The organism is Sphingopyxis sp. MG (genome assembly GCF_002953155.1).
Taxonomy (GTDB): Bacteria; Pseudomonadota; Alphaproteobacteria; order Sphingomonadales; family Sphingomonadaceae; genus Sphingopyxis; species Sphingopyxis granuli.
This window is the reverse complement of the sequence record NZ_CP026381.1, coordinates 3,071,530-3,085,106: the sequence shown is the minus strand read 5'-3', so window position 1 is coordinate 3,085,106 and position 13,577 is coordinate 3,071,530. Positions and strand designations below refer to the sequence as shown.

Annotated in this window: 13 protein-coding genes; 5 read left to right on the top strand and 8 right to left on the bottom strand. The window is 69.8% G+C overall.

What is annotated here, in order from left to right; all coding sequences use genetic code 11:
• Window positions 1-8 precede the first annotated feature (8 nt).
• The gene (locus C3E99_RS14170) at window positions 9-920 is read left to right on the top strand and encodes an ATP-grasp domain-containing protein (RefSeq protein WP_234002487.1); all 912 of its coding nucleotides are present in this window, start codon (window positions 9-11) and stop codon (window positions 918-920) included.
• Here the strand turns inward: C3E99_RS14170 and C3E99_RS14165 are convergent.
• Entirely contained in the window at window positions 890-1,123 is a 234-nt protein-coding gene (locus C3E99_RS14165) for a ribbon-helix-helix domain-containing protein (protein WP_104959976.1), read from the bottom strand. The two genes, C3E99_RS14170 and C3E99_RS14165, sit on opposite strands and share 31 nt — an antisense overlap.
• A gap of 113 nt (window positions 1,124-1,236) precedes the next feature.
• Between C3E99_RS14165 and C3E99_RS14160 the strand changes: the two genes are divergently transcribed.
• The gene (locus C3E99_RS14160) at window positions 1,237-1,995 is read left to right on the top strand and encodes a helix-turn-helix domain-containing protein (RefSeq protein ID WP_104959975.1); all 759 of its coding nucleotides are present in this window, start codon (window positions 1,237-1,239) and stop codon (window positions 1,993-1,995) included.
• Window positions 1,996-2,038: 43 nt separating this feature from the next.
• On the opposite strand, the gene phbB is transcribed toward C3E99_RS14160, so the two are convergent.
• The 7 genes from phbB to C3E99_RS14125 all read right to left on the bottom strand — a co-directional run bounded on the left by phbB (window position 2,039) and on the right by C3E99_RS14125 (window position 9,793).
• Window positions 2,039-2,761 carry an acetoacetyl-CoA reductase gene (gene phbB, locus C3E99_RS14155; RefSeq protein ID WP_076077047.1) on the bottom strand — a complete coding sequence of 241 codons (723 nt, stop codon included), beginning with the start codon at window positions 2,759-2,761 and terminating at the stop codon, window positions 2,039-2,041.
• A 101-nt stretch (window positions 2,762-2,862) separates the two neighbouring features.
• Window positions 2,863-4,323 carry a DUF1963 domain-containing protein gene (locus tag C3E99_RS14150; protein WP_104959974.1) on the bottom strand — a complete coding sequence of 487 codons (1,461 nt, stop codon included), beginning with the start codon at window positions 4,321-4,323 and terminating at the stop codon, window positions 2,863-2,865.
• Window positions 4,324-4,420: 97 nt separating this feature from the next.
• Complete coding sequence (gene hemH, locus C3E99_RS14145; RefSeq protein WP_076077044.1) at window positions 4,421-5,413, bottom strand: ferrochelatase; 993 nt, start codon at window positions 5,411-5,413, stop codon at window positions 4,421-4,423.
• Window positions 5,410-7,698 carry a xanthine dehydrogenase family protein molybdopterin-binding subunit gene (locus C3E99_RS14140; protein ID WP_076077042.1) on the bottom strand — a complete coding sequence of 763 codons (2,289 nt, stop codon included), beginning with the start codon at window positions 7,696-7,698 and terminating at the stop codon, window positions 5,410-5,412. Before C3E99_RS14140 ends, hemH begins: the two co-directional genes overlap by 4 nt.
• A gap of 54 nt (window positions 7,699-7,752) precedes the next feature.
• Window positions 7,753-8,355: a hypothetical protein gene (locus C3E99_RS14135; RefSeq protein WP_076077039.1), complete on the bottom strand. Its 603-nt coding sequence runs from the start codon at window positions 8,353-8,355 to the stop codon at window positions 7,753-7,755.
• 25 nt (window positions 8,356-8,380) lie between these two features.
• Complete coding sequence (locus tag C3E99_RS14130) at window positions 8,381-8,803, bottom strand: CoA-binding protein (RefSeq protein WP_076077036.1); 423 nt, start codon at window positions 8,801-8,803, stop codon at window positions 8,381-8,383.
• Window positions 8,804-9,793, bottom strand: coding sequence for an Mrp/NBP35 family ATP-binding protein (locus tag C3E99_RS14125; RefSeq protein ID WP_076077033.1), 990 nt, complete (start codon window positions 9,791-9,793; stop codon window positions 8,804-8,806).
• Between the two features lie 93 nt (window positions 9,794-9,886).
• Here C3E99_RS14125 and hflK point away from each other — a divergent pair, with 93 nt between their 5' ends.
• The 3 genes from hflK to C3E99_RS14110 all read left to right on the top strand — a co-directional run bounded on the left by hflK (window position 9,887) and on the right by C3E99_RS14110 (window position 13,544).
• Window positions 9,887-11,053, top strand: coding sequence for a protease modulator HflK (gene hflK / locus C3E99_RS14120; protein WP_104959973.1), 1,167 nt, complete (start codon window positions 9,887-9,889; stop codon window positions 11,051-11,053).
• Window positions 11,053-11,904, top strand: a complete 852-nt coding sequence (gene hflC, locus C3E99_RS14115) for a protease modulator HflC (protein ID WP_076077031.1) — start codon at window positions 11,053-11,055, stop codon at window positions 11,902-11,904. The genes hflK and hflC overlap by 1 nt, the downstream gene beginning before the upstream one ends.
• A 140-nt stretch (window positions 11,905-12,044) precedes the next feature.
• Complete coding sequence (locus C3E99_RS14110) at window positions 12,045-13,544, top strand: trypsin-like peptidase domain-containing protein (protein WP_076077029.1); 1,500 nt, start codon at window positions 12,045-12,047, stop codon at window positions 13,542-13,544.
• Window positions 13,545-13,577 lie beyond the last annotated feature (33 nt).

The following is a 13,577-nucleotide window of genomic DNA, read 5'->3' as shown; positions in this document are numbered from 1 at the left end:
ACGTCGTCATGCCCTATCAGCCGCGCGTCGCGATCCTCGTCCCGGCCGCCGACTATGGCGAACATTGGCATCCGGCGCTCGCGCGCAAGACCGCGGCGCTGACCGCCGCCGGGCTGGCGGTCGAGCCGCGGGTGTGGACCGATCCGGGCGATCTTTCGGGATTCGGCCTGATCCTGCCGCTGCTCGCCTGGGGCTATCCGCGCGCATCCGCCCGCTGGTATGCGCTGCTCGACCGGCTCGAAGCCGAGGGGCTGCGGGTCGTCAATCCGGTGCTGGTGCTGCGCTGGAACAGCGACAAGGCCTATCTCGCCGAACTGGGCGCGAAGGGTGTCGCCGTGGTGCCGACGATCGAGGTCACGGCGCTCGACGACGACGCATTGGCCGCCGCGCGCGCGGCGCTCGGCGCCGAAGAGCTGGTCGTGAAGCCGCCGGTGTCGGCGGGGTCAGACGGCACGCACCGGCTGGCGGCGGACGCCACCGTCCCGCCCGATGCGCGCGGGCAGCGGCGGCTGATTCAGCCCTTCATGCCCGGCGTGCTTGCCGAGGGGGAATATTCGCTTTTCCTGTTCGGCGGCCGTTACAGCCACGCGATCGTCAAGCGCCCGGCCGCGGGCGACTTTCGCGTCCAGCCGCAATTCGGCGGGCGGGAAGAGATATGGGCGGCGAGCGCGGCGGCGCGTTCGCTGGCCGAAAGCGCGCTGGCGGCGGCGCCGGCGGCGACCGTCTATGCCCGCGTCGACATGATCGGCGACGGCCACGGCGGGCTCGCGATCATGGAACTCGAACTGATCGAGCCGCAGCTCTTCCTGAATTTCGCGCCCGACGGCGGCGCGGCGTTCGGGGCAGCGGTGGCGGGGCGCTGCTCACCGGCCAATCATGAGCGGCCAGTTCACCAGCCTCTTTCCCGCCATAGCCACTGACGGATCGCCGAGGTCAGGTTCGGCGGATCGTCGGCCTCCATCCGCTCGACGTCGATCCGCGCGACGAGGGCGTTGACGGGCAGCGCCTGCCGCCGTGCTTCGGCCTCGAGTGCATCCCAGAACATCGGTTCGAGGCTGATCGAGGTCGGATGGCCGGCGATGGTCACCGATCGTTTGACGGGGGGCTGATAGGAAAAGGCCATGACGGCAGCCTATCGCTTGTGGGGTCGTTGCGGGTACGATTTTTTCGGGGTGGATCGCGATTCGAGCGCTCCGTACACCGGCGGGCCGACCCCCGCGCAAATGCAGGCATGCCATGACCCCAGGATTTCAGGCCCTCACCGAAAAGGAAAAGGAGACGCTGCGTCTGCTGGTGGACGGCCATGACGCGAAATCCATGGCCCGGCATCTAGGGCTGTCGGTGCATACCGTCAACGAACGGTTGCGCGATGCGCGGCGCAAGATGGCGGTTTCGAGCAGCCGCGAAGCCGCCCGGAAATTGCGCGCGATCGAGCAGCGGGACGCCGAATATCGCGGGGACAGGCTTTCTGGGGATGCCTTCGCCGTCGCGGACCGGGATGAATCTGCGGCACCGGTGGATGCGTCCCGCATGGTGCGCCGCATCGGCTGGGTCTTCGGAGGAATCGTCATGTCTCTGTCTCTCGCCCTGTTCGCTCTCGCATCCTGGTCCGGTCCCACGGATGCGCCCGCCGCACCGCAGTCGGCGGCCCAGCCCGCGGCTTCCCCCGAAACCGCCGTGGTCGAAACCGCGCGGGCGTGGCTGGCGCTCGTCGACGGGGAGGATTGGAACGGAAGCTGGAACGCCACCGGCCAGGCGTTCAAGGCGCTGAACACCAGCGACCGATGGGCCGAGGTGTCGCGGTCGGTGCGTCCGCCTCTCGGCGCCGTCCTGTCGCGCGAGGCGGCCAGCGAAGAGGCGGTGCCGGCGCCGCCCTACGGCTATCGGATGGTGAAGTTCCGGACCCGCTTCGCGAACAAGGCCGGTGCGGTCGAAACGCTCTCGCTGGTCCGCGAAGGCGGCGCGTGGCGCGTGGTCGGTTACACGATCGACTGAGGCGCTAGGGCGGACGGCGAAGCGCCTTCCGCCCCGGTCCGCCTCAATACATATGCTGCCCGCCGTTGATGCTCATTGTCGATCCGGTCACGAAGCCGGCGTCCTCGCTGCACAGGAAGGCGACGCCGCGCGCGATCTCGTCGGCTTGGCCGAGGCGGCCGACGGGGATCTTGGCGACGATCTTCTCCAGCACCGGCGCGGGCACCGCGGCGACCATGTCGGTGTCGATGTAGCCGGGCGCGATCGCGTTGACCGTCACGCCCTTCTTCGCGCCTTCCTGCGCCAGCGCCTTGGTGAAGCCGTGGATGCCCGATTTGGCGGCGGCATAGTTGACCTGGCCATATTGCCCCGCCTGACCGTTGATCGACCCGATGTTGACGATGCGGCCCCAGCCGCGCTCGACCATGCCGGGAAAGGTCGCCTTCGCCATGTTGAAGCAGCCGCCGAGGTTGATGCGCATCACGTCGTGCCAGTCGTCGTAGCTCATGCGGGCGAGCGTGCCGTCGCGGGTGATGCCGGCATTGTTGACGACGATGTCGACCGGCCCGACCTCGTCGGTGACCCGCGCGCAGCCATCGAGGCACGCCTGATGGTCGCCGACGTCCCATTTATAGGCCGCTATCCCGGTGCGCTCGGTAAAGGCGCGCGCCTTTTCGTCATTGCCGGCATAGTTGGCGACGACGGTGATGCCCATACCCTGCAGCTTCAGCGAAATGGCTTCGCCTATGCCGCGGGTGCCGCCGGTGACGATTGCGACGCGTGTCATGTCTGTTGCTCTCCCACAGATGTTCTACCCCTTGATTAGGACGGGGCGGGGAGCGTCGCAAGTTGACCGGAACGTCAATCGCGCATCGTTTCGGGCACGCGTCAGCCGGCGCGGACGCGCGAGACATCGCCGACTGCGAGCTCGGCGCCGGCGACGGTCAGCACAAGGTCCGCGCCGCCGCCCGCGAGCCCCGGCAGCAGCCCGTTCGCCGGCAAAGTCAGCAGCCGCAGTATGCACGGCTCCCGCCCCGGATCGCCGCCGCCCATCGTCGGCGCGGCGCGCTCTGCCAGGTCGCGCCACAGCGGCTCGAAGAAGGCGCGCGCGGGGGCGGACAGAAGGCCGGGGTCGCGGCACCAGCCGCGCTGCGCCTGTTTGAACGCCTGCCGCAGATAGGCGCCGACCCACAGATCGGCCCGCGCGTTGTGGCGGGTCAGCGCCAGCGTGAGGATGTCGGCACGTGCCTCGCCCGTCTCCGGATCGGTCGCGTGCGTTACGTGCGTCCAGCGGATCGCGTGCAGCGCCGCCATCACCGCGCCGGCATCGGCGGCGGAAAAATCCTGTCGCCCCGCCGTGTCTCGGATAATCGCGATAATCTCCTCGGCGCGCGCGTGGGCGTCGCGATTGGTGCGCGCCGCCTCGGCCAGTTCGTCGCTGGCGCCGGTGGCCAGGGCGGCGTCGGTTACCAGCCCGCCGAGTCGCGCTTCGAGCAGGTCAGCCATCGCCAGCATGCTCTGCCAGTCAAAGGGGTGGAAGGCCGGGTCGGCGATGTCATAGCCCTCGGCGCCCAGCGCGGCGACCCAATCCTCCGGCGCATCCGCTGCTTCGCTTTCCGGTTCGCCCGGTGCGGCTTCGATCACGTCGACCGGCCATTCGGGAAAGGGTTCGTCGTGCGGCGGGTCGCGCGGCGGGCCGTCCTCGGCAAGGTGCAGGATGAGCGGCGCGTTCGTGGCCGGATGGCGAAAGAAGGCGAGCGAGCCGTGCCGCGGCCCGAGCCCGCCCCACAGCGCGGCGGGTAGCGCGTCGCAGGCGATCTGCGCGACGAAGACGGCGTCGGCGCCATCGATCCGCGGCCAGTCGAACGACGCGGGCAGGCGCGGGCGGCCGCCGATGCGGCTGTTGGTCGAAATCGCGTCGCGCAGCGGAATCTGAGGGACGAGGCGCACGATGACGCCGGCGGTGGTGGGGGTCGCATCTTCCGGCACGTCCGGCATCGGCGTTTCGCGCGTGGCCGGGCCGTCGGCGGCGCGCTGCTCGACCGCGGCGATCTGCGCTTCGAGCGCGGCCGCGTCGAAATGGTCGGACGGCGCGCTTTCGTCGTCGGCTTCGGTCGCGTGCGTCGATTTGATTCGCGCGAGGCGCGACGGCGCCATCGCGATCGCCGGCTCGTCGTCGCGGGTCCGGCCCCGCTTCGCGAACGGCCGTTCGCGCGGCTCGCGCAGTACGGGCGCACGAGGCGCGGGCTCGGTCTGCGGCCGCCGCGCGCGCAGGATCAGGAACAGGATCAGCAGGAAGACCAGCGTGACGCCGGCCAGCGTCAGCGCCGCCGATTGCAGGTCGCTCATGGCCTATCTCCACATCAAACGCCCGGCCGGCCGCGGGGCCGCGACAGCTTAGGCGAAGGAGTTAAACAGGAGGTAAGCGCTTTCCCCGACCGCCCGTTTACCCCGGCAGCCAGCCGGCCAGTTCGCGCCGGACGAGCGCGGTCAGCATTTCGAGGCCCGCCGCGTCGGCGTTGAGGCAGGGCAGATAGGCGAAATCGCGGCCGCCCGCGCGCTCGAAGGCCTGCTTGCCGCGAATCGCCAGCTCCTCCAGCGTTTCGAGGCAGTCGGCGGCGAAGCCGGGGGCGAAGACCGCGATGCTGCGACCTTCGCCGCCCAGCCGCACGAGCGTCGCCTCGGTCGCGGGTTCGAGCCAGCGGGCGCGGCCGAAGCGCGACTGGAAGGCGACCTCGACCGGGCGGCCGAGCGCGTCGGACAGCAGCCGCGCCGTCGTCTGGCACTGGTCGTGATAGGGATCGCCGAGCGCGCGCGTCCGCTCAGGCATGCCGTGGAAGCTCGCGAGTAGTACGTCGGGCGCGAAGTCGAGCGCCGCCAGCCCCGCTTCGACCGATGCCTTCAGCGCGCCGATATAGGCGGGGTCGTCGGGATAGGGCGGCAGGAAACGCAGGCTCGGCTGCGCGCGTAGCGTCGCCAGATGCGCGCCGACGGCATCGACCGCGGTCGCGGTCGTCGCGCCGCAATATTGGGGATAGAGCGGCACGACGAGGATGCGATCGCACCCTGCGGCGATCAGCGCGTCGATCGCCGGGCCGATCGCCGGATCGCCATAGCGCATCGCATAAGTGACCCGCGCCGCCCGGCCGAGGTCGGCCTGCAGCGCGTCGGTCTGTGCCCGCGTGATCGCGGCGAGCGGCGAGCCCGCATCGCTCCATATTAGCCGATAGGCGCGCGCCGATTTCGCGGGCCGCGTGGTCAACACCGCACCGCGCAGGATCGGCTGCCACAGGAGGGGCGGGATTTCGACGACGCGGCGGTCGGACAAGAATTCGGCCAGATAGCGGCGCACCGCCCCCGGCTCGGGCGCGTCGGGGGTGCCGAGGTTGACGAGCAGCACGCCGATGCGCGCGCCGATAGGCTCGGGCGGCGGCGTCACAGCGGATGCGCCGACAGCGGCAAGCGGCGGATGCGGCGGCCCGTGGCGGCGAACATCGCGTTGGCGACCGCAGGGGCGACGACCGGCACCCCGATCTCGCCGATCCCGCCGGGGTCGCGGTCGCTGTCGATGAACTCGATCAGGATCTGCGGCGTCTGCGACAGGCGCGGCAGACCGATCTGGTGCAGCTTGCGCGCAGTGGCGATACCGCCCTCGTAATCGGTCGTCGCGCCGATCGCGGCGGCGAGGCCGAAGATCAGCCCGCCCTCGACCTGCTGCCGCGCGATCGCGGGGTTCACCAGCCGCCCGGCATCGACCACCGCGACGAGCTGTTCGACCTGCAATCCCCTGTCGCTGGCGCGCGCGGTCGCCATCAGCGCGATATGGCTGCCGCGCATCGAATGGCAGGCCAGCCCCTGCGCGGTGCCGGCAAGGCCTCCCTCCCAGCCGCCGAGGCTGGTCGCGGTGAGCAGGCAGCGCGCGAGCAGCGGCGCCTGCCCCAGCATCGCCATGCGATAGGATAACGCGTCGGCCCCGGCGCGCGCCGCCATCTCGTCGACGAAGCATTCGGTGAAGAAGGCGGTGTAACTGTCGGCGTTGCCGCGCCAGCGCGCGGTCGGCAGGCCGATGTCGGCTGGGCAATGATCGACCGCGCGGTGCGGGATGGCATAGACGCCGCCCGCGCCCTCGACCGCCGCCGCGTCGACCCGCCCCGCGGCGTCGCGCTGCGCGACGTCGGCGGGCGTGCCGTCGAACAGGCGGGCGCGGACCTCGTGATTCGTGGCGGGCACGGCGATCCGCGCGACGAGCGCATCGATGCCGCCCGCCGCGTTGAGGGTCGCGGTCATCTTCGCGCGCGCCGGGGCGCGCGGGATGTCGCGCATGATTTCTTCGGCGCGCGACCAGCAAAGCTGGATGGGACGCTTCACCTGCCGCGCGATGATCGCCGCCTGCACCGCGACGCTGTGGTCGAGGCAGGCGTCGAACGATCCGCCCGCCATCATCGGGAACAATGTCACTGCGGCGGGGGACAGGCCCGTGGCGCGCGCGATCGCATCGCGGCACTGCGCGGGCGCCTGCGTCGCGACCCAGACGCGCAGCCGGTCGCCCGAAGGCGCGGCGGTCGCGGTCCGCGTCTCGATCGGGGCGTGGAGCGCCGGGGCGACGAGATAGTCGGCGGCGATCCGCTCGCGGCCCGCCATCGCGTCCTCGACGTCGCCCTTGTGCGCGATGCGATAGCCGTCGCCCTTCAGCGCGGCGGCGAGCGCGCGGTCGATGCCGTCGCTGGAAATCGGGGTTCCGCCGGTCTCGAATTCGGGGGCGAAGCGGTCGAGCGCGCGGTTCGCGGCCCACCAGTTGCGCGCGACCGCGGCGACCCAGCGCTCGTGCTCAACGACCGCAAGCACGCCGGGCGACGCGAGCCCCGCCTTGCGGTCGATGCGCTTCAGCCGCGTCGCGCCGAACGGCCCCTGACGGATCGCGGCATAGACCATGTCGGGCAGGCGGATGTCGCCGGCATAATTGGCCGACCCGTCGACCTTCGCCGGCAGGTCGAGCCGGGTGAGGTCCTTGCCATAGAGCGGGTCGGCGCTCGACGCGCGATAGACGGGCTCGGCGGGCGGTTCGAGCAAAGCGGCGGCGGCGGCCAGCTCTCCGAAGGACAGTTTCCGGGCGCCGAGGGTGACGAAGCCGTCCTGCGTGTCGCATTGCTGCCAGTCGGCATCCCAGCGCCGCGCCGCCGCCATCATCAGCAGCGCGCGCGCCTGCGCCGCGGCGTCGCGGCATGGCGCTTCGAACATGCGAACCGACGAACTGTTGGCGGTCAGCATCACCGCGTGGCGCACCGCCCATTCGCGCCGCGCCCAGCTGCGCACGTCGGCGACGAAATCGGGGACGCCGGCGCGCGGCAAGAAGGCGGCGCTATCCTCGTCGACGACCAGCGTGTTGGTGTAGAGCGCGTTGATCGGCGCGGTCTCGACCGCGACCGTGCGCCAGTCAGCGCCCAGTTCGTCGGCCATGATCTGCGGCAGCAGCGTGGTGACTCCCTGGCCCATCTCGCATTGCGGGACGATCGCGCTGATATGCCCGTCGTCGCCGATCTTCAGGAAGGCGTTGAAGACATGCTCGTCGGGCGCGGCGGTCAGGTTGGGGCGATAATCGCGCGGCCACACCGACCAGGCGAGCGCCAGCCCGCCCGCCGCGGTGGCGCCGACCAGCAGCGAACGGCGGCTGACCGGCGGCAGGCGCCGCCTTTTCGTGCCGATCGTGTCGCGAATGCCCGCCATCGCCGCTGCTGATAAGCGGGGCGCGGCGGGGAGGCAAAGGCTTTCGGGTGGCTGCTATTCCGGCCAGCCCCACGGCGCGGGGGGCGGGGACACCGGCCGGTCATAGTCGAAGGCGACGCGGAACAGGCGGCCCTCGCGCCGCAGTTCATAGACATAGCCCGAATCGCTGGTCTCGATGGCCCAGACGTTGGTCATCGACGCGCGGCTTCCGGTGCGTTTGAACAGCGCGATCGATTCGGCGTCGACGGGAAATTCCTGCCGCGTCGCGGTGCCGGGGGCCGCGGTGTCGCCGCCGTACATCGTCGTCTCGTCCTTCGATCCGTCGGCGTGGCGATGGTCGTGCTTTAGGCGCAGGCCGGCATCGGTGCGGGTGATGATCCAGGTGCGCGAACGGTCCCAGCCGCCATCCTCGGCCAGCCCCTCGATATGGAAGGGGATTTCGATCCGGTCGGGAGTACAGCTCCGGAAATGGACGATCATCGCCTTGTCGCGCATCGCGGCGTCGGCCTGCTGGTCGCTGACGAGGCGCCCGGCATAGGCCTTGCCGCAATGGTCGCCGAGCGCGGCGAAGAAGGCATCCTGCGGGTCCGCCTGCGCGGGCGAGGCAGCGCAGGCCGCGAGCGCGGCGGCGGCCGTGGCGGCAAAGAACGGCTTCATGTTGGCGAATCCCCCTGTCCGGATTTTATCTCAGCAGCCCCAGTCGCGGAATCTCGACCTTCGGGCAGCGATCCATGACCACGGTCAGCCCCGCTGCCTCGGCGCGCCGCGCGGCGTCGTGGTCGATCACGCCGATCTGCATCCACACCGCCTTCGCGCCGTGAACGATCGCCTCGTCGACCGCGGCGCCGGCTTCGGCGCTGTTGCGGAAGATGTCGACGATCTCGGCCGGCGGCTCGACATTGGCGAGCGTCGCGACGACCGGCGCGCCGTGGATCGTCGCGCCCGCGTGGCCGGGGTTGACCGCGATCACGTCATGCCCCTGGCGGACGAGGAAGCCGAGCACCTCGTTCGAGGCGCGCGCCGGGTTGGGGGAGGCGCCGACCATCGCGATACGGCGCGGCCGGCTCAGCAGTTCGCGGATTTCGCCTTCGTCGTTGATCGCCATCTAGCGGCCTTTCCGTGCTTGGAGCCATGCGGCAACGCGCGCTGCTATCGCATGGAACGGCTCGCCCTGCGGGTCGGTTCCGGCGGCGGGCGGGACGCCGCCGTCGCTGGCGAGGCGGATGCCCATCGCCAGCGGCACCCGGCCCAGGAAGTCGAGCCCCATCTCCTTCGCCGCCGCTTCGGCGCCGCCGCTGCCGAACGGATCGCTGACCCCGCCGCAATGCGGGCAGACATAGCCCGCCATATTCTCGACGAGGCCAATGATCGGTACCTCGGCCTGTTCGAACAGCGACACGGCGCGCGCCGCGTCCATCAGCGCGAGGTCCTGCGGGGTCGAAACGATCACCGCGCCCGCCGGCTTGTGCTTCTGGATCATGGTCAGCTGGACGTCGCCGGTGCCGGGGGGCAGGTCGACAACCAGCGTGTCGACCGCGCCCCAGCTCGCGTCGATGAGCTGTTCGAGCGCGCGTCCGGCCATCGGCCCGCGCCACGCGATCGCCTGCCCCGGCGCGGCGATCTGCCCGGTCGACAGCATCGGCACGCCATAGGCATTGTCGACCGGCACCAGCTTCGACCCGCGCGACGCGGGCTTGGCATCCTCGCTATCCATCAGCCGGGGCAGCGACGGGCCGTGGATGTCGGCATCGACCAGCCCGACCTTGACCCCCAGCCGCCGCAGTGCGACCGCCAGATTGGCCGCGAGGGTCGACTTGCCGACGCCGCCCTTGCCGCTGCCGACCGCGATGATGGTGAGCGTTTTCTTCTCCGCGGTCATCGCGACGCGGACCTCGCGCACCTCCGCTTCGTTCAGCAGCGCGGCGCGCACGTTGTCCTCGAGCGGCTGGCGTTCGTCGGCGGCGAGGCCGGTGACGTCGAGCACGACCGCGAGCAGCCCCTTGTCGTCGAGCAGTCGCAGCCCTGACGTGCGCCCCGCCGACGCCTCCGCGGCGGTGGCGATCAGGCGGGCGATGTCGGGGGCTGGGTCGGTCATGTCCAGCGCAGATAGGCATGATGGGCCGGATTGCCAGCCATTTTATCCAGACCCCCCCTGTTAATCGCGCCCGCCGCCCCTATAAATGCAGGCATGAGCAATGGCAGCGATGGCAACATGGAAGGCCGCGCCCCCGGGGGAGTGCGGCAATTTTTCCATCAGATCAGTCAGATGGCGAACAGTCCCTGGGGCAATGGCCCCAAGGGGGGCAAGGATGACGGCGGCGACGGCAAGCGGCCCGGCCCGCGCAATCCGTGGGTGACCCCCGACCCGACCGACCCGCTGCGCGGACGCAAGCCGCGCGGTCCCTCGGCGCTCGACGAGCTGCTGCGCAAGGGACGCGGCTTCGGTGGCGGTGGCGGCTCGGGCGGCGGCGGCTTTGACGTCGCGATGGCGGCGCGGCGCTGGAAATGGGCGATCGTCGCGGTCGTGCTGGTCATGGTGCTGCTGTCGATGGTGCATATCGTGCCGCCCGAAAAGGAAGGCGTCGTCACGCGGCTCGGCAGCTATTCGCGGACGGTCGGCCCGGGCGTCAAATGGACGCTGCCGCCGCCGCTCGAGCGGATTCGGCTGGAGGACGTGCGCGCGATCCGCACCATGCCGATCGGTTCGCCCAACGCGACCGACGAGAATTTCGTGCTGACCCGTGACCAGAGCCTTGTCGACCTCGCCTATGAGGTCCGCTGGTCGGTGCGCGATCCCGAACTCTATTTCTTCCAGCTCGCCGACCCCGACGGGACGATCCGCGAGGTGGCCGAAAGCTCGATGCGCGCGACGGTCGCCAATTTCGACCTCGTCCAGGCGATCGGTCCGGGCCGCGTCGAGATCGAGGCGCAGGTGCAGCGGCGGATGCAGGACCTGCTCGACCAGTATCGCGCCGGGGTGACGATCCAGGGCATCGCGATCCGGCAGGCCGACCCGCCAAGCCAGGTCGACGAGGCGTTCAAGGAGGTCACCGCGGCACGGCAGGAGCGCGAATCGGCGATCAACCGCTCGCGCGCCTATCAGCAGCAGGTGCTCGAACGCGCGCGCGGCGACACCGCGGCGTTCGACCAAATCTACGAACAGTACAGGCTCGCGCCGGGCGTAACCCGCAAGCGGCTCTATTACGAAACCATGGAGAGCATTTTGTCGAACGTCGACAAGACGATCGTCGAGGCGCGCGGGGTGACGCCCTATCTGCCGCTCAACGAGGTGCAGCGGCGCCTGAACAGCAGCGAGGCCGACGCGGCCGCGGCGCCTGCGAAGGGAGGCCAGTGATGTTCGAATCGCTGCTCCGCAATCCGCTCCGCCTGCTCGTCGGGCTGCTCGCCTTCCTCGTCCTGCTGTCGCAGACGCTCGCGATCGTGCCCGAGGACAAGCAGGCGCTGATCCTGCGCTTCGGCGAGATTGAACGCACCGTGAACCGCTACAAGCCCGGCGAACAGTTCGGCCGGTCGGGTGCCGGGCTCGTCGTGCGCGTGCCCTTTATCGACGGCATCCAGTATATCGACAAGCGCGTGCTGGGCGTGAACATGGAGCGTCAGCAGGTGCTCTCGACCGACCAGCAGCGCTTGCAGGTCGACGCCTTCGCGCGCTTCCGCATCACCAATCCGGTGCGCATGTACACCGCGATCCGCTCCGAGGAACGGCTGCAGCAGCAACTCGCGACGATCCTTGGCTCGTCGCTGCGCAACGAACTGGGCAAGCGGACCTTCGCGACGCTGCTGTCGCCCGAGCGCGGCGCGGTGATGGACAATATCCAGATCGCGCTCAATCGCGAGGCGCAGAAATATGGCGCGGAGATTATCGACGTCCGCATCAAGCGCGCCGACCTGCCCGAGGGGGCGACGCTGGTCGCGGCCTACAACCGCATGCGGTCGGCCCGGCAGCAGGAAGCGATCGCGATCCGTGCCGAGGGCGAGAAGGAAGCGCAGATCATCCGCGGTAACGCCGACGGCGAGGCGGCGCGCATCTATGCCGCCAGCTTCGGCAAGGACCCCGAATTCTACGATTTCTATCGGGCGATGCAAAGCTATCGGCAGACCTTCCTGGGCGAGAACAACCAAGGCGGATCGTCCTTGATCCTGTCGCCCGACAATGAATATCTGAAGCGGTTCCGAGGGGGCTGACACCCGGCCCCCCGGCGGCGGGACGGCCGATGAACGGGACGTGCAACCGCCGTTCATGTTCAATTGCCGTTCAGCCACGCGGTCGCAGACAACCGCCGCCGGGGCCACGGGTTTTTCGTGAGAGAAGAGGATTTGCGATCGTGCGATATGTTTATGGCATCACTTCGGCCTTGCTGGTCGGCGGCACGGCGCTGGCGCTGGTCACCCAGTCGCCCGTCGGGGCACAGGTTGCGCAGAACGAGCGCAGCGAAATCGCCAAGGCCGTTCCGCGCGCCGGCGCGCCCGAAAGCTTCGCCGACCTCGTCGAGCAGCTGCAGCCCGCGGTGGTCAACATCTCGACCAAGCAGGAGGTGACGCTCGGCGTCCGGCTCAACCCCTTCGCGGGCACGCGCGAGCCGATTACGCAGGAACAGCAGGGCGGCGGCTCGGGCTTCCTGATCTCGACCGACGGCTATATCGTCACCAATAACCACGTCATTTCCGGCGGCCCGCGCGGCGAGGAAGTCAACCAGGTCACGGTGACGCTGACCAACCAGAAGGAATATAAGGCGCGGATCGTCGGCCGCGACGTTGCATCCGATCTCGCCCTGCTCAAGATCGACGCGACGGGCCTGCCCTTCGTCAAGTTCGCAGACGGCAGTTCGGCGCGCGTCGGCGACTGGGTTATCGCGATCGGCAATCCGCTCGGCCTCGGCTCGACGGTCACCGCCGGCATCATCTCGGCGGTCCAGCGCAACCTGGGTCAGGGCGGCGCCTATGACCGCTATATCCAGACCGACACCGCGATCAACCGCGGCAATTCTGGCGGCCCGCTGTTCGACCTCAATGGCAATGTCGTCGGCATCAACAACATGCTGATCTCGCCGGTGGGTGCGAACATCGGCGTCAACTTCGCGATTCCCGCCGAAGCGGCGATCCCGGTGATCAACGCGCTGCGCTCGGGCGAGAAGATCGAGCGCGGCTATCTCGGCATCGGCATCGCGCCGGTCGACGAGGACCTCGCCTCGGCGCTCGGCCTGCCCAAGGATCGCGGCGAGTTCGTCCAGCGCGTCGAGGAAGACGGTGCGGCGGCGAAGGCCGGGCTCAAGCGCGGCGACGTCGTGACCAAGGTCAACGGCAAGGATGTGACGCCGCAGCAGACGCTGTCCTACATCGTCGCCAACACCAAGCCGGGGACGCGCATTCCGATCGAGGTGGTGCGCGAGGGCAAGACGATGACCCTGACCGCCGTCGTCGGCACCCGCCCGCCCGAATCGGAGCTTGCCGGTGCCAATTTCGATCCCGAGGACGATCAGGCGCTGCCCGACGATCCCAAGGGAACCGCCGACCAGACGGTGCAGGACACGCTCGGCCTCGCGGTGCAGCCGCTGACCTCGGACATCGCGCGCGCGGTCGGCGTCGACGCCGGCACCAAGGGGCTGGTGATCGTCGCCGCCGCCGGCAGCAGCGACGCCGGCCGCAAAGGTCTGCGCCGCGGTGACGTGATCGTCAGCGCCAACCGCACGCCGGTAACGTCGAGCGAGGCGCTAGCGAAGGTGTTGAGCGATGCGAAGAAGGCGGGCCGCGATGCGGTGCTGCTCGAAGTCCTGCGTCGCGGCGGCCCCTCGGCCTTCATCGCGATCCGCCTCAAGGGCAATTGACCGGCCTGTCCGGGCCATCGAAAGGGGCGCCGC

Excerpts from the sequence above, each read along its gene's own strand:
- C3E99_RS14165 (WP_104959976.1), bottom strand. The coding sequence starts at position 1,123 with ATGGCCTTTTCCTATCAGCCCCCCGTCAAACGATCGGTGACCATCGCC.
- C3E99_RS14160 (WP_104959975.1), top strand. The coding sequence starts at position 1,237 with ATGACCCCAGGATTTCAGGCCCTCACCGAAAAGGAAAAGGAGACGCTG.
- hflC (WP_076077031.1), top strand. The coding sequence starts at position 11,053 with ATGTTCGAATCGCTGCTCCGCAATCCGCTCCGCCTGCTCGTCGGGCTG.
- C3E99_RS14140 (WP_076077042.1), bottom strand. The coding sequence starts at position 7,698 with ATGGCGGGCATTCGCGACACGATCGGCACGAAAAGGCGGCGCCTGCCG.
- C3E99_RS14150 (WP_104959974.1), bottom strand. The coding sequence starts at position 4,323 with ATGAGCGACCTGCAATCGGCGGCGCTGACGCTGGCCGGCGTCACGCTG.
- hflK (WP_104959973.1), top strand. The coding sequence starts at position 9,887 with ATGAGCAATGGCAGCGATGGCAACATGGAAGGCCGCGCCCCCGGGGGA.
- C3E99_RS14135 (WP_076077039.1), bottom strand. The coding sequence starts at position 8,355 with ATGAAGCCGTTCTTTGCCGCCACGGCCGCCGCCGCGCTCGCGGCCTGC.
- C3E99_RS14125 (WP_076077033.1), bottom strand. The coding sequence starts at position 9,793 with ATGACCGACCCAGCCCCCGACATCGCCCGCCTGATCGCCACCGCCGCG.
- C3E99_RS14130 (WP_076077036.1), bottom strand. The coding sequence starts at position 8,803 with ATGGCGATCAACGACGAAGGCGAAATCCGCGAACTGCTGAGCCGGCCG.
- C3E99_RS14170 (WP_234002487.1), top strand. The coding sequence starts at position 9 with ATGCCCTATCAGCCGCGCGTCGCGATCCTCGTCCCGGCCGCCGACTAT.
- phbB (WP_076077047.1), bottom strand. The coding sequence starts at position 2,761 with ATGACACGCGTCGCAATCGTCACCGGCGGCACCCGCGGCATAGGCGAA.